At 69.1% G+C, this 15,650-nt stretch carries 11 protein-coding genes; 10 read left to right on the top strand and 1 reads right to left on the bottom strand.

From position 1 onward, the window contains the following. Positions 1 to 195 precede the first annotated feature (195 nt). Together ACFFQA_RS16190 and ACFFQA_RS16185 are read left to right on the top strand one after the other, a co-directional pair. Positions 196 to 2,757 (top strand): helix-turn-helix transcriptional regulator, encoded by a 2,562-nt coding sequence (locus tag ACFFQA_RS16190; protein ID WP_377852776.1) that lies wholly within the window; start codon positions 196 to 198, stop codon positions 2,755 to 2,757. 309 nt (positions 2,758 to 3,066) lie between these two features. Next, positions 3,067 to 4,125 carry a DUF3103 family protein gene (locus ACFFQA_RS16185; RefSeq protein ID WP_377852775.1) on the top strand — a complete coding sequence of 353 codons (1,059 nt, stop codon included), beginning with the start codon at positions 3,067 to 3,069 and terminating at the stop codon, positions 4,123 to 4,125. A 19-nt stretch (positions 4,126 to 4,144) separates the two neighbouring features. On the opposite strand, the gene ACFFQA_RS16180 is transcribed toward ACFFQA_RS16185, so the two are convergent. Then, positions 4,145 to 5,383 carry an alpha/beta hydrolase-fold protein gene (locus ACFFQA_RS16180; protein WP_377852774.1) on the bottom strand — a complete coding sequence of 413 codons (1,239 nt, stop codon included), beginning with the start codon at positions 5,381 to 5,383 and terminating at the stop codon, positions 4,145 to 4,147. Positions 5,384 to 5,462: 79 nt separating this feature from the next. Here ACFFQA_RS16180 and ACFFQA_RS16175 point away from each other — a divergent pair, with 79 nt between their 5' ends. The 8 genes from ACFFQA_RS16175 to ACFFQA_RS16140 all read left to right on the top strand — a co-directional run bounded on the left by ACFFQA_RS16175 (position 5,463) and on the right by ACFFQA_RS16140 (position 15,540). Next, a complete protein-coding gene (locus ACFFQA_RS16175) occupies positions 5,463 to 7,193 on the top strand; it encodes an acyl-CoA dehydrogenase family protein (RefSeq protein WP_377852773.1) in 1,731 nt (576 codons plus the stop codon). 361 nt (positions 7,194 to 7,554) lie between these two features. Further along, entirely contained in the window at positions 7,555 to 7,881 is a 327-nt protein-coding gene (locus tag ACFFQA_RS16170) for a nuclear transport factor 2 family protein (RefSeq protein ID WP_377852772.1), read from the top strand. A gap of 91 nt (positions 7,882 to 7,972) precedes the next feature. Beyond that, complete coding sequence (locus ACFFQA_RS16165; protein ID WP_377852771.1) at positions 7,973 to 9,721, top strand: hypothetical protein; 1,749 nt, start codon at positions 7,973 to 7,975, stop codon at positions 9,719 to 9,721. A 280-nt stretch (positions 9,722 to 10,001) separates the two neighbouring features. After that, positions 10,002 to 10,391 carry a VOC family protein gene (locus ACFFQA_RS16160; protein WP_377852770.1) on the top strand — a complete coding sequence of 130 codons (390 nt, stop codon included), beginning with the start codon at positions 10,002 to 10,004 and terminating at the stop codon, positions 10,389 to 10,391. Between the two features lie 150 nt (positions 10,392 to 10,541). Next, the gene (locus ACFFQA_RS16155; protein WP_377852769.1) at positions 10,542 to 10,985 is read left to right on the top strand and encodes a helix-turn-helix transcriptional regulator; all 444 of its coding nucleotides are present in this window, start codon (positions 10,542 to 10,544) and stop codon (positions 10,983 to 10,985) included. Between the two features lie 10 nt (positions 10,986 to 10,995). After that, the gene (locus ACFFQA_RS16150; protein WP_377852768.1) at positions 10,996 to 11,406 is read left to right on the top strand and encodes a VOC family protein; all 411 of its coding nucleotides are present in this window, start codon (positions 10,996 to 10,998) and stop codon (positions 11,404 to 11,406) included. Positions 11,407 to 11,578: 172 nt separating this feature from the next. Then, positions 11,579 to 13,972: an ATP-binding cassette domain-containing protein gene (locus ACFFQA_RS16145; RefSeq protein WP_377852767.1), complete on the top strand. Its 2,394-nt coding sequence runs from the start codon at positions 11,579 to 11,581 to the stop codon at positions 13,970 to 13,972. Positions 13,973 to 15,303: 1,331 nt separating this feature from the next. Beyond that, positions 15,304 to 15,540, top strand: a complete 237-nt coding sequence (locus ACFFQA_RS16140) for a hypothetical protein (RefSeq protein ID WP_377852766.1) — start codon at positions 15,304 to 15,306, stop codon at positions 15,538 to 15,540. Positions 15,541 to 15,650: the final 110 nt, after the last annotated feature.

Raw genomic sequence — 15,650 nt, 5'->3', positions numbered from 1 at the left:
AGCCGGTCCGCGGAGGACATGAGTAGACGTTGCTCATTCCTGTCCCGGACGGCGGCAGAAGCCTACGGGGAGAACGCTCTCACCGACCGCGCGGGCGGTCTCACCTTCGTCTCAGCGGCTGTCCGCTCCGCCGGAGGGGCATTAGCGTGATCGGACCAGTCCGGCGGGGGCGAGGATCACGGAGGGGGCGCGTCGATGATGAGTCCGCTCTCCTCGGGCCCCGCGGTGCGGCCGGGGCGGGACGTGCCGCTGTTCGGCCGCGACGAGGAGCTCGGCCGCCTGTGCGCGCTGCTGCGGGACCCGCGCTACGCGGGCGCGGTGGTCGCAGGGCCGAGCGGGATCGGCCGGACCAGGCTGGTCGACGAGGCGGCGTCCTGGGCCTCGGAGCACGGGTGGCGTCCGATGCGCGTCGGCGGGTCGTGGCCGAACCGGCACTCGCTGCTCCTGGCCGCCACCGACCGGGTTCTCGGCGCGGGCGACCAGCGGCACCTGCTGCTCGTCGACGACGCGCAGCTGCTGGACGTGCCGACCGCCGGGCTTCTCCTCCAGCTCGCCCGGATGCGGTGGGCGCGCCTGGTGGTCGGTCTCAACACCGATCGCCCGGCGCCTGGCCCGGTGACGGAGCTGTGGAAGGAGGAGTACCTCGGCAGGGTCGAGCTCGGGCCGCTGGACTCGCACTCCGGCCGCAGGCTGGTACGGGCGCTGACCGATGACCGGCTGGACTACCGGGGCGCGATGCGCCTCGCGTGGTTGGCGCGCGGGAATCCCCAGCTGCTGCGGGAGCTCCTGCACGCCGCCGTCGACCGCGACGCGCTGACCGTCCACTCCGGACGGTGGTCGCTGCGCGGGGGAGTTCCGGTCTCGCCGCGCCTCGCCGGAGTGGTCGGCGCCCGGCTGGCGGAGCTGTCCGAGCCGCAGCTGCGCGGGCTTGAGCTGGTCGCGCTGTCCGGCCCCGCGCCGGTGGACCACGTCGAGCTCATGGTCGGCGCGGACGAGCTGCGGGCGCTCGAAGAGCGTGAGCTCGTTGAGGCGAAGGGGGACGAGGGCAGGTGGGAGGTCTCGATACGGCACCCGCTGGTCGCCGAGGTCCTGCGTGAGCGCATGCCGGCGCTGCGCCGCCGCCAGCTCGTGTCGGCATGGGTGGCGGCCAGTGAGCAGGTGCCCCCTTCCGACGAGCGGGGCAGGCTGCGGGTGGCGGGCTGGCGGTTGGAACTGGGGCAGGAGATCGAGGAGGAGACGCTCATCTGGGCTGCCCAGGCCGCGTACCTCCACCACGACCTGCCCGTGGCACAACGGTTCGCCCACGCCGCATGGACTTCACACGGAACCCCGGACGCCGCGATCTGTTACGCCAACGTGCTGATCGGCCTGGTGCGCCACGATGAGGCGGAGCGCGTGCTCTGCGATGCGGTCGAGAGCCACGGCGATGCCTGCGGGTCTCTGCGCTTCGCGCGATCCCGGAACGCGTTGGTGTCTGGTCGGATCAGCGACGCCATGGCGCTGTTGGAGAACGTCGAGGACCCGCGCCGTGCGGCTGATCTGGCATTCGTCGACTACGCCACCGGGCGACCGGCCGCGGCTTTGGAGAAGCTCGCCCCGTTGCTCGCGGTGGACTCACCCACCCCTGACGTGGTGATCGTGGCGATGGCGTCGTTCAACGCGGTGGGCCGCTCGGCGGAGTCGCTGGCCGTCTACGAACGGATCACCGCACGGCACAGGAGGTCTCCCAGCGAGTGCAACGCTTTCGCTTTCCACCACGAGATCTTCCAGGAGTTGGCCTGCTACGCCCGTGCGGCCGAAGGGGACCTGGCCGAGGCGATCGAGCATGCGCGCACGGCCTTCGAGAGCGCGGTCGGAGAGCAGCGCGTCCGCGTGCAGGCGCAGCGCGCGGTGGCGTTCGCGACCGTGCTGCTCGACGGCGGGCGAGTGCGCCAGACGTACGACCTGCTGCCGTCGTTCGGCTCGCAGGAGAGCCAGTGGGCGCGGTGGAGTGAGCGCGCGCTGCACATGTTCATGACCGCCGCCGCGCAGCTCGGTGAGGAGGAGGCGTGCACCAGCGCCGCTGAGTCGATCCGGCAGTACACGCCCGGCTCGCTGTCGGTGTTCGGCGCGGTGGCCACGGCGTGGCACATGTACGTCAGCTCGCGGCAGGAGGACGCTCGCGATCTTCTGCTCACGCACGCGAGACAGGCGTTGGCCAGCCGCGCGTACGGCAACCTCGCGATGCTCGTGCACACGTTGGGGCGCTTGGGAATGGCGGCCGATGCCGGACAACTCGGTGTTGTGCGGGGCGAGGGGTTGAGCCGGTTCGTGCGGGCGAGACTCGACTACTGTCGCGCGATCGCCGACGCCGACGAGGCGTTGCTGACCGAGATCGCCGATGTCTTTGAGCGGGCGGATGCGCGGCTCTACGCAGCCGAGGCGTTGGCGGAGCTTGCCGCGTCGCAACGCCGAACCGGACAGGGGCGGCGGGCCACCGCGACCGCGCGACGGGCGCGGAGCCTCGCCGAGCGGTGTCAGGGCGCGCGTACACCCGCGCTGTGCCTGGTCAACGAGATTGAGGCGTTGTCGCGGCGGGAGCAGGAGGTCGTCGAGCTGGCCGTGCGTGGTCTCACCGATCCACAGATCGCCGCGCGACTCGGTGTCTCCGTGCGCACGGTGAACAACCACCTCTACCGCGCTTATCAGAAGCTCGGCGCGTGCTGCCGCGAGGAGTTGGACGGCATGGTCTGGCCGCAGTCTCGGCAGCACGGGTGAGGCTGTCTCAAAACCGTCTCAGACAAGGGAAACAGGGCCGATCGGCGGCTTGTCCGGTCGTGTGATCGCTGGTGCGCTACTGGCCGGTCAGTAACCCACGAGGGAGGCCCCGGTGCGTGTTCTCGCCGTCCTGTCGACCGACCGTTGACGCGGTCGGTCCGGCACGTTCTTTTGTCCACATTCGACTGTCTGAAGTGGACTGTTCGAAGCGTCCCCTGCTGGTGTCGGCCCGCTTCACCGCTCGGACTGCGCACAACGAGGTCTGCATGCGCGACTGAGCGGCAAACCCCTGCGAAACAAGGAGAAACCATGCGAACTGCGGCAACTACCGCGGTGACGTTGATGATGTTCTTGACCGCCGGCGCGGCCGTGGCGAACCCGGACCCCGCGTCGGCGTTGAGCGAGGGCAAGGACTCGGTCGCCCGCGAGCTCGCCGCCGATCCCGGACTGGTCTCCCGCATCGGCGTGAGCCTGGCGACGGCGTCGAAGGTCGATCTCGCGCCGCTGACCGAGGGTGCGCTGCGGCACCAGGTGGACGCGGTCGGCTCGCACCTGCGCGCGACCAAGAAGCTGCCCGCCGACCTCGGGCCGTTGCTCCAGGTCCGCGCGGGCAACCGGGCCGCCCAGGCCGGCACGGCGGACGCGCTCGTGGTGGCGGAACCGGCCAGCGACGAGGTCAAGACCGTCACCGCCTACGACTCGCGTGGCGGCGTGCACCGGATCTCCGCCGACGCGCCGCCCACCGACCGGCCGCTGCTCGTCGTCGGTGTCGACCACCAGCGGGTGCTGACCGCGAACCTGGCCAAGCTGCGGCAGGAGCTGCGCAGGCTCGGCGTCCGCGCCGACGAGCCCGGCACGAAGGACGCGGGCGGCTACGACGCGGCGAAGATCACCTCGATCCGGCTGGCCAAGGACCACGAGCCGGACCTGCGCGGGGACGCGGAGATCTACACGCTGGTCGCGGGCGTCGGGCCGGACAACAAGCCGGTCGTGGACACGATCCAGATGCCCTACCTCGACCACGACAAGACGACCTACACCCCGAACCAGGTCCTGGTGAACTGGTCGCACTTCAAGTACGCCGCCGCCGACGCGGTGATGATGGAGGAGGACGACAACTTCAGCTACGAGGAGCTGGCCAGGGCCGCGGTGAAGGCGATCCTCACCGTGGCGGGCGCCGGTGAGTACGTCCAGGTCGTCGACGCGATCCTGGCCGCCGTTCCGGACGACTTCTGGACCAACGACGCGGACTACGTCGACTCCTGGTACACGATCCGCAAGCAGCCCGTCGGCGCGGTGACCACCCTCAACGGGGCCCGCGCCAACGGCGTGATGACCTTGCAGACCATCCACGTCCCCGCGACGTAGTGCGGAGTGCGGCGGACGGTCAGGCCAGCAGCTTCGCCAGTGCGGGAACGACCGTCCGCCGCACGTTGATCATGTCGTGCCCGGCGGGCACCTCCGCGTAGTGCGCGACGTCGTAGCCCTTCGCCAGCACGGTGTCCCGGAAGGCGCGGCTCACGTCGACCATCGACACGTCCTCGACTCCGGGCATTCCGAGCGGGACGTTCTCCAGCGAGCCAACGGTGATCGCGAGCCGCACGGGCCGCCGGTCGCGGTCCCGGTACTCGCGGGTCAGCCACTGCGGGACCCCGCCGGGCGGTGCGAACCAGAACGACCCCGACATGATCAGCGCGGCCCCGAACGCGTCGGCTCGCTCAAGCGCGACCCACGCCGTCGCCAGGCCGCCGTAGCTCATCCCGCTGATCACGACACGCGCCGGGTCGGTGCTCACCGCGTAGTGCTCGCGAAGCCACGGCAGCAGCTCGTCGGCGAGCGCGGCGGGCAGCTGCGGGCTGCACGCCAGCTCCTGCATGCGCGAGCTGACTGTGCGGTTGTGCCAGAGCACCAGGATCACCGGTGGGATCGCGCCCCTGGCGATGGCGCCGTCGAACACCTCGGGCAGGCGGCAGTGTTGGATGAGCATCTCGCCGTCGACCGCGACAACGACCGGGTAGCTCGCCGAGGCGTCGTAGTCCGGCGGCAGGTACACGCTCACCGTGCGCTCGTCGAAGAGCACGTGCTCGTCGAGCGTGCCGCGCAGCGGTGTGCCGTCGAGGTAGGGGAACGGCTCCGCCTTCGGCAGGGTGAGCAGCGTTTCGGGCCCGAGTCCGCCCATCTCTGCCGGGAAGGCCAGCTCCGGGTTGAACTCGTCGGTGCGGGCCGAGGCGGCCAGCTCGCCCATGAACGCGGTCATGGCCTCCTGGTCGGCGACGATCGCGAGCTGCTCGGCCGCCGAGCCGGGGCTGGGCGGGGGATCGACGTGGAAGCGGTAGCTGGTGCTCACCCGTGGGTCGGCCGCGACCGAGTGGTACCAGACGTCGGTGCCGGGCACCCGGGTCATCGGCGTCATTATCCGCGGCGGCGGCAACGGGACCAGCGGGGTGGCGACCGCGACCGACTCGGCGCGGGTGATGTGCACGAAGGTCACCAGGACCTGGTCGCCGAGGTCCTCCAGCAGCGGGCCACGGGCGGCGGTGAGGTCCTCGCGCAGCCGCTTCAGCGCGGCGTCGGGATCAGTGGCGGTCTCGGTGCGGAACCCCCGCATGCGCTGACTGTCGGTCACGTGGTCGAACGTACTCGGCAGCGCTTGTTACCGACTGGTAGCGTACTCGCCGGTAACGAAGTGGACGGAAGGACCGACGGTGGCCGAGAACTCCTACTCCGAGCTGTTCAACCCGGTCACCTACGACCCGGGGCACCTGGACGCCGAGAGCAGAAGGCAGCTGCGCGCGCTGATCGACTGGTTCGAGGAGCGCGGCAAGCAGCGGCTGATCGCCGACCACCTGGACCGGGCCTGGTACACCGAGTTCCTCGACTTCATCAAGCGCGAGAAGATCTTCGCCACCTTCAACACCCCCGCGGCCGACGCCAACGGCGACCCCGCCAAGCGGTGGGACGCCACCCGCAACGCCGCGCTCAGCGAGATCCTCGGCTTCTACGGGCTGTCCTATTGGTACGCCTGGCAGGTCACCGTGCTCGGCCTCGGTCCGATCTGGATGAGCGACAACGCCGACGCCCGTGCCCGCGCGGCGGCCCTGCTCGACAGCGGCGCGGTGTTCGCGTTCGGCTTGTCGGAGAAGGAGCACGGCGCGGACGTCTACTCCACCGACATGATCCTGACGCCCGGTGAAGGCGGCGGTTTCCACGCCACGGGCGACAAGTACTACATCGGCAACGGCAACGTCGCGGGCATGGTGTCGGTCTTCGGCCGCCGCGCGGACGTCGAGGGCGCGGACGGCTACGTGTTCTTCGCCGTCGACAGCCAGCACCCGAACTTCAAGCTCATCAAGAACGTCGTGAACTCGCAGATGTTCGTCAGCGCGTTCCGCCTTGAGGACTACCCGGTCGCCGAGGCCGACATCCTGCACACCGGCGCAGACGCGTTCAGCGCCGCGCTGAACACCGTCAACGTGGGCAAGTTCAACCTGTGCACGGCGTCCATCGGCATCGCGGAGCACTCCTTCTACGAGGCGATCACGCACGCGCACAACAGGATCCTCTACGGCAACCGGGTCACCGACTTCGGCCATGTGCGCCAAGGCTTCGTGGACGCCTACGCCCGGCTGGTCGCCATGAAGCTGTTCAGCGACCGCGCCGTGGACTACTTCCGCTCCGCGACCGCGGAGGACCGCCGCTACCTGTTGTTCAACCCCATCACCAAGATGAAGGTGACCAGCGAGGGTGAGCGCGTCATCGACCTGCTCTGGGACGTCATCGCGGCGAAGGGTTTCGAGAAGGACACCTACTTCAACACCGCGACCGGCCACATCCGCGCGCTGCCCAAGCTCGAAGGCACCGTGCACGTCAACCTGGCCCTGGTCCTCAAGTTCATGCCGAACTACCTGTTCAACCCGCAGGAGTTCGAGCCGGTGCCGACCAGGCACGACGCTGCCGACGACGCCTTCCTGTTCGCCCAGGGCCCCGCGCGCGGCCTCGGCAAGATCACCTTCCACGACTGGCAGCAGGCGTACACCGCCTTCGCGCACGTGCCGAACGTGGCCCTGTTCCACGAGCAGGCCAGGGGACTGCTGGCGCTGCTGACCAAGGCCGCCCCGGACGCCGACCAGCAGAAGGACCTGGACTTCCTGCTCAACCTCGGCCACCTGTTCACCCTGGTCGTCTACGGCCAGCTGGTGCTGGAGCAGGCGCGGCTGACGGGTGAGGCCACCGACGTGCTCGACCAGATCTTCGACGTGCTGGTGAGAGACTTCTCGGAGTACGCGGTCGGCCTGCACGGCAAAGCATCGGCGACCGAGGCGCAGCAGGCGTGGGCGCTGGAGCACGTGCGCAAGCCCATCGCGGACGCCGAGCGGTTCGCGCGGGTGTGGCAGCACGTGGCCTCGCTGTCGGGCGCGTACGAAATGCGCCCCTAGGCGGAGTCGCACGTGTCCCCGGGCCGCATCCCGCGCGTAGCTCCGGGCCGCGTCCCGCGTCCCGCACGTAGCTCCGGGCCGCGTCCCGCACGTAGCGACACCACCCGCGTAGCGACACCACCCGGAGCCCGCCACGCGCGCCCCTCATTTCGCGTTTTGTAGGCTTAATGCGAAATGGGAGCGCTCTTGTGCGCATTAAGCCTACAAAACGCGAAACCCCGACCACGCCAGCCAGCGCGCACGGGAGTGCGGCACGGGGTCGGCGCACCACCTCGGGGGCCTCGGGGCGCGTTGCGGGACGGGCCCTGGTCGTTGGGCAAACGGCCTCTGGTGGTGCGCCCGTTCTGTCAGAATCGGCTTCATGATCGATCCTGCCACCGTGGTGGACCGCCAGCTGGCCGCGTACAACGCGCATGACCTCGAAGGCTTCCTGGCGACCTACGCCGAGGACGTCCACCTCGCCGCGCACGGGGGCAGGACCATCAAGGGGCGCGAGGAGATGCGTGGCCTCTACGCGGAGCAGTTCGCGCAGAAGCAGTGCCGCGCCGAGGTCGTCGGCAGACTCATGGAACGCGGTTGGGTGGTGGATCACGAGGTGGCACACGGCTTAGGCGGCGAGCCACGCCGAGTCCTCGTGGCCTACCGCGTCCGCGACGGCCTGATCGACCGGGTCGAGTTCTTGACCTGACGGTCGTGAGACGAACGAGAGACCGCGACGGGCGGCGCAGGGCATTACGTTCTTGATCACTTGAGGGCTTCCCCCGCAAGAGGAGACGTGAATGTTCCGCCTACTGCTTCCCGTCGTGCTCATATCCGCGCTCGCGACCGTCCCCGCGGCACCCGCCTCGGTCGCGTCCGGCAGCATCGACGTCACCCTGCGCCCCACCGAACAGCTGGCCCCAGGCGCCTCCAGCCTGGTGACCTTCGGTGTCCCGTTCCCCCGCGACACGATGACCGCCGCCGACCTGTCCACGGTCCGAATCCTCAGCAGTGGCAAGGAGATCCCGGCCTACGTCGATCAGCTCACGCCGTGGTGGGATACCACTTCCGTCCGCGTGGCACGCGTCCAGCTCACCCGCGCGTTCACCGGTGAGCAGAAGATCACCGTCGCGTGGGGCGGAGCCGCCCGCGCCCACAACGTACCGACACTGGCCGACGTCCGCTCCGGCTGGCACAAGGTGGCGGGCGCGGGCACCACACCGACCGGAGGCCCCACCTACGGCGACGCGCACAACGTGCACGAGCCCAATGTCTACGCGCTGCTACCCAAGACGTGGCTCGCCGCGAGCGGTCTGAAGAACGGTCTCGCTCCGATGGACGACTCCGTTGCGGAGCAACGAATCCCGCCCGCTTCCGTCTCGGCGTCCTATCCTGGCCATCTCGAAGCCGAACACGCGATGGTCAACTTCTTCTACACGGTCACCAACAACGACGACCGACTCACAGGCGCGCAAACACCGCTGACCAACACGCATCCGTTCCTCACCGACCCGGAACCGTGGCTCTACGACCGCGCGATGACGATGCACATCGGCTACCTGCGCACGGGCTACTACGCGTTCCTCCGCGAAGCGGTCCGCAACGCCGACTACTACCGCCAGAAGCTCTACAAGCCGTCCGACTGCGACAACGGCCGCTGTGTCGGAAGCTTCGCGTTGAAGAATCCCAACGCCACAGCGGGTTGGCACGACCAGAAGTACTCCTACAACGAGTCGCTGGCCACGACTCTGTGGCTCACGGGTGACACCGAAACGCTCTCGCACATCGAGGACGTGGTGAAGGTCTACAAGGACGTGGCCAACACCCCAGCGGGCAGCTTCTACACCGAGCGCCACATCGCGCTGAAGCTGATGGCCAACACGATCGCCTTCGAGGTGACCGGAAAACCCGAGTACCGCACCGCGATCGACGACATCGTCAGGGCACTGCGCGCGGCTCAGCTGGCACCGTCCGACGGCGGCACCGTGGACGGTGGGATCTGGCACCCCATCGGCATCCATGAAGGCACCCAGGAAACCACTCCGATCACGTCCCCGTGGATGTCGGCGTTGCTCGTCGAAGTGCTCGCCCGCACCTGGTCCGTCACGGGCTCCGCAGCGGCGGCCGACCTCGTCCTGGGCCTCGCGGACCACACGTGCGGCGTCGGCAGCTACATGAACACGCACGCCCTCGCCGAGCAGAGCGGTGGCGCGTCACTGCGCTTCCCGCACTACTTCGCGACGCGTGACGGTGCGGGACACGGTGAGTACTTCAACCCCGACGAAGACTTCGAGCACTCCTACGACGCGGCGACGTCGGTGATGTGGGGCGCGTACTTCGCGAAGCGCGCGGGCAACACGGCGAAGATGACGTCCTTGAAGGCGTGCGGAGAGCAGCTGTACACCACGTTCAGCCATGTGGTCACCCACTGGACCCGGCCAGCCGCTCCGGCGAACAACAGCGACGCCTACCGCGTCAACCCGGCGCAGAAGTACAACTGGTGGTTCAAACACTCCAGCGCTTTCCCTTGGCTGGCCTCAACCGTCTAGCACCCGCCCTGCAAGAGACGACATCACCTCACCGCCCCGGCACCCCCGGCACCCCCCGACACCCGCCACACGTGCCTCCAGGTTCGCGTTTTGTCACCTTGATGCGAATTGGGAGCGCTCTTTCGCGCATCAAGGTGACAAAACGCGAAAACCCCGACCACGTCAGCCCGTGTCGCTATGGGGTTGTGGCGAATGCGGGGCTCGTGATCTGATCGGGGCAGCATCGCGTGCCGGTGGCGGACAGCGTCAGGCATGGAGGTGTGGGTTCGAAAGGTCTTCAATGACCACGTTGTTCAATCACACGATCGTCGCCGCGCGCGACAAGCGGCAGTCGGCTTCCTTCTTCACCGAGATGTTCGGGCTCCCCGATGCCGAACCGGGTGGCTTCTTCCTCAGCGTTCGGCTCGATGGCGGCGTGCTGCTCCAGTACGCCGAGCCTGGGGTCGACTTTTCCCCGCAGCACTACGCTTTCCTGGTCGCCGAGGACGACTTCGACGCCATCTACCAGCGGATCCAGGACAAGGGCATCGAGCACTGGGCCGATCCTCGGGGCCAGGTCTCCGGCAGGTACAACACCAACCACGGTGGTCGTGGCGTGTACTTCCGCGATCCGTCCGGGCACTACCTCGAAGCGATCACCCAGCCCTACGGGGCGGATCAGGCGGGGTAGAAGCCGTTGTCCACCAAGGTCTTTGCGCTGTCCTGAGTAGAAGGTGCCCGTCGCCGGTCGAGACCTCGGCGACGGGCACCCCCTCCGGGGGGGCGAGCCGCACCCCGATCGTGCCAGCGCTGGTCCTCGCGATGTGGCACGATCTCGCAGGTGAGCAGCAGTTCCGCCAAGCCGCAGCACCTGCGCGACCTCGCGCTGCTGCGACGCGTCCGCGACCGGATCGACCGGGAGTACGCGCAGCCGCTGGACGTCGAGGCGCTCGCGCGCGGCGTGAACATCTCGGCCGGGCACCTCAGTCGCGAGTTCCGGCGCGCTTACGGTGAGTCACCGTACTCCTATCTGATGACGCGGCGCATCGAGCGCGCGATGGCACTGTTGCGCCGTGGTGACCTCAGCGTCACCGAGGTCTGCTTCGCGGTCGGTTGCTCGTCGCTCGGCACCTTCAGCACTCGCTTCACCGAGCTGGTCGGCATGCCGCCCAGCGCCTACCGGCGCGAGGCCGCGCAAGCGACGGAGGGGATGCCGCCGTGCGTCGCGAAACAGGTGACCAGACCGATCAGGAATCAAGAAGCGCGGTCATCGGCGCGCACATAGTGTGACCGCCATGGACATCACCATTCACCACAGCTTCCTCCCGCACAACGATCCGGACGCCTCGCTGGCCTTCTACTGCGACACCCTCGGCTTCGAGGTCCGCAACGACGTCGGGTACAACGGCATGCGCTGGATCACCGTCGGTCCCGTCGGCCAGCCCAGCACGTCCATCGTCCTGCACCCGCCCGCGGTGGACCCCGGTATCACCGACGACGAGCGTCGCACCATCGTCGAGATGATGGCCAAGGGCACCTACGCCAGCATCAACCTGGCCACCACCGACCTCGACGACACCTTCGCGCGGCTGCAGGCCGGTGACGCCGAGGTCGTCCAGGAGCCGACCGACCAGCCGTACGGCGTCCGCGACTGCGCCTTCCGCGACCCCGCCGGCAACCTGCTCCGCATCCAGGAGCTGCGCTGATCCGTCCGGCCATCATGGCCGTGACCTGCGCAGACGGCACCGACCCCCGCTCGGCGATGCACCGCCGACGGGGGGAGGAGAACCAGACGAACTGCTCGAAGCCGGGGCAGAACGAGCCAGGCGACACCGACGGAGGCCGCGAGGTCGGCCCCGCCCAACAGACGGAGACACGATGAGCAAGGCCAAGAAGTCGGACACGCAGTCGCCTGCGCAGCACCTCGCCGACAGCCACGACCTGATCCGCGTGCACGGCGCGCGCGAGAACAACCTCAAGGACGTCAGCGTCGAGATCCCGAAGCGCAGGCTGACGGTGTTCACCGGTGTCTCCGGATCCGGCAAGAGCTCGCTGGTGTTCAGCACGATCGCCGCGGAGTCGCAGCGGTTGATCAACGAGACCTACAGCGCCTTCGTGCAGGGCTTCATGCCGACGCTGGCGCGGCCCGATGTCGACGTGCTCGACGGGCTGACGACCGCGATCATCGTCGACCAGCAGCGGTTGGGGGCCGACCCCCGCTCCACCGTCGGCACCGTCACCGACGCCAACGCGATGCTGCGCATCCTGTTCAGCAGGTTCGGGAAGCCGCACATCGGCTCGCCTCAGGCGTTCTCCTTCAACGTCGCCTCGATCAGCGGGGCGGGCGCGGTCACGATCGAGAAGGCCGGGCAGAAGGTGAAGGAGCGCCGCAGCTTCAGCGTCATCGGCGGCATGTGCCCGCGCTGCGAGGGCCGGGGCACGGTCAACGACATCGACCTCACCCAGCTCTACGACGACTCCAAGTCGATCGCGGACGGCGCGTTCACCATCCCCGGCTGGAAGTCGGACAGCTGGTGGACGGTACGGATCTACGCCGAGTCGGGCTTCCTCGACCCGAACAAGCCGATCCGCCAGTTCACCAAGAAGGAGATGCGGGACTTCCTCTACCGGGAGCCGACGAAGGTGAAGGTCGAGGGCGTCAACCTCACCTACGAGGGCCTGATCCCCAAGATCCAGAAGTCCTTCCTGTCCAAGGACAAGGAGGCGATGCAGCCGCACATCCGGGCGTTCGTCGACCGGGCGGTCACCTTCACCACCTGTCCCGAGTGCGACGGGACGCGGCTCAGCGAGACGGCCCGGTCGTCGAAGATCAAGCGCGTCAACATCGCCGACGCCTGCGCGATGCAGATCAGCGACCTGGCCGAGTGGGTCGGCGGCCTCGACGAGCCGTCGGCGGCGCCGCTGCTCGCCAAGCTCAGGCACACCCTCGACTCGTTCGTGGAGATCGGGCTGGGCTACCTCTCGCTGAACCGGCCGTCGGGCACGCTGTCGGGCGGTGAGGCGCAGCGGGTCAAGATGATCCGCCACCTCGGCTCCTCGCTCACCGACACCACCTACGTCTTCGACGAGCCCACCACGGGCCTGCACCCGCACGACATCCAGCGGATGAACGACCTGCTGCTGCGGTTGCGGGACAAGGGCAACACGGTGCTCGTCGTCGAGCACAAGCCGGAGATGATCGCGATCGCCGACCACGTCGTGGACCTCGGCCCCGGCGCGGGCACGGCGGGCGGCTCCGTCTGCTTCGAGGGCAGCGTCAAGGAGCTGCGGGACAGCGGCACCGTCACCGGCCGCCACTTCGACGACCGCGCTTCCCTCAAGGAGGAGGTGCGCACGCCCACCGGGAAGCTGGAGATCCGCGGCGCGACGCGGCACAACCTGCGCAAGGTCGACGTCGACATCCCGCTCGGGGTGCTCGTCGTCGTCACCGGCGTCGCGGGCTCCGGCAAGAGCTCGCTCGTGCACGGGTCGATCCCGGCGAGCGAGGGCGTCGTGTCGGTCGACCAGGGCTCGATCCGCGGTTCGCGGCGGAGCAACCCGGCGACCTACACCGGACTGCTCGACCCGATCCGCAAGGCCTTCGCGAAGGCCAACGGTGTGAAGCCCGCGCTGTTCAGCGCCAACTCCGAGGGCGCGTGCCCCACCTGCAACGGCGCGGGCGTCATCTACGCCGACCTGGCGATGATGGCGGGCGTCGCCACCACCTGCGAGGAGTGCGAGGGGAAGCGGTTCCAGGCCTCGGTGCTGGAGTACCGGCTCGGCGGGCGCGACATCAGCGAGGTGCTCGCGATGTCGGTGACCGAGGCCGAGGAGTTCTTCGGCGAGGGCGAGGCACGCACGCCCGCCGCGCACGCCATCCTCGGCAGGCTCGCCGACGTCGGGCTCGGCTACCTCAGCCTCGGCCAGCCGCTCACCTCGCTGTCCGGCGGCGAGCGGCAGCGGCTCAAGCTGGCGACCCACATGGCGGAGAAGGGCGGCGTCTACGTCCTCGACGAGCCGACCGCCGGCCTGCACCTCGCCGACGTCGAGCAGCTGCTCGGCCTGCTCGACCGGCTCGTCGACTCCGGCAAGTCGGTCATCGTCGTCGAGCACCACCAGGCCGTCATGGCGCACGCCGACTGGATCATCGACCTCGGGCCCGGCGCGGGCCACGAGGGCGGTCGGATCGTCTTCGAGGGCACACCCGCCGACCTCGTCGCCGCCCGCTCCACCCTCACCGGCGAGCACCTCGCGGACTACGTCGGAGCCTGAGGGGCGACCGGGACAACCGAAGTGCCAGTTGTCGGGGATGCGCCGCACTATCGCGCACCCCCGACAACTTTCTCGTTGCGGCGCAAACACAATCCGGCTAGCGCCCGTCCCGCAAGTCGTCCCGATTCCCCGAGCTGGCGCTCCGACCCGTGCCCTCGTGCGCGCGTGGGCTGGCTGGCGCGGTCGGAGTTTTCGCGTTTTGTCACCTTGATGCGCGAAAGAGCGCTCTCAATTCGCGTTATGCCTACAAAACGCGAACCTGGGGGCACGTGTGGCGGGTGCCGGGGGGCGGGGGTGCCGGGGCGGTGAGGTGTGCGGTGGTGACGGGACGAGGTGCTTTCGCGGATCGGGCTCTGTTGACGCGGTCGGCCGCATGACCGCATGGAAGGACGACGTCGCCACCGTCTGGTGAGCCCCCGTCGCACGCCGCGAGCCTGGCAAAAGCCTGCCGTTTCCCGCACGTATGCGCGCTTGGGCCGCTCATGTCCGCGTGCTCCCGGACGAGGACTACCACCGGCTGCGCGCCGAACTGGACTCCGGAGACCCGGCTGATCGCCGAACCGCACTGCACATGGCCGTTGTCCGGCGCGACGTCCCCGCCGTGACCGCCGCACTGTCCGATGTGGACCTACGGGGGCCAGCTCTCGCCGCCGCCATTCGGCTTCCCGTACCCGACGACGCCCTTGTCGGCCTCGGCACACCCAGCGTCGATCGGCGCGCGGGGTGTTGCGCCGGTTGCGGCGGATCGCCTGGTTCCCCTTGTGCGCCAAAGGTATGGCGGTGCCGATATCGCCGAGCTGCTGCCCGCGTGCTCGGGACCTGTTGTGGGGCAATGGTTACCCGCCGCTCGTGCGGTGCTGACGAGGCTCTGCCGTTCCGCCCCGAAGGCAGTGATCGAGCGCTTCGCGCGTGAGCTGAAGGGCGCCACCAAGTCAGAGATGTGGCAGCGTTCGCGCCGGACGGGCTGTACCACGTCGGAGAGCGGTGGACCCGGGGAGCTTGGCATCGCGTCGTGCACCGAGGCTGGAGCGCGAGAACTGTCCACTGTGGCCAGTCGGTTGGTGGTGCGGATCACTGAGAGCTCCCCGCAAGCCTGTCAGCTGCTGCGCAGGCTCGCCGACACCTGCGCGCGGGGATGGGCGAGTCCCGGCGATGACAGGAGCTTCGAAGGCGTCGCGCCGCCGGGATGCGGTCGGTCGCCGCGGGCAAGCTGGTGACGCTGGCCTGCCGCACGCTCGACGGGCCACCGGATCTTGCGATCTGGGACGGTCTGGTCGAGCTGGTCGGCGAGTTCCCGGGGCCCTTGGGAGATGCGCGCGACCCCCTATGAGGTGAACGACAGCACGCTGATGGCGGTGCTGGACCACCTCGCGGGCCTGTCCGGGTCGGTGCCGGGGCTGCTCGCGTTCTGGCTGCTGCACCGGGAGGCGCTGGACGTGGGCTGGGCCGATCCCTGGCCGCGACGCCTCGCGGTATGGCGGGAGCACCCCGATCCGGACGGTCGTGAGCGGGCGTTGCTGATGGAGCCGCCGGAGGCCGGGGTGGGCGCTCACGTGCCGTTTCTCTAGGTTTCCGCCCGACACGAGCGGTGACGCCGGAGGTTCGCTCGATAGGGACGGACATCGCTCAGCTGGCCGATGCCGGTCCATCGGGCCGAATGCGAGGGTCGAACGCGCCG

The sequence above is a fragment of the Allokutzneria oryzae genome, assembly GCF_042429765.1.
In the GTDB taxonomy this organism is placed as follows: Bacteria; Actinomycetota; Actinomycetes; order Mycobacteriales; family Pseudonocardiaceae; genus Allokutzneria; species Allokutzneria oryzae.
Note: the sequence above shows the minus strand (reverse complement) of the source record. Positions and strands in the feature narration are given on the sequence as shown.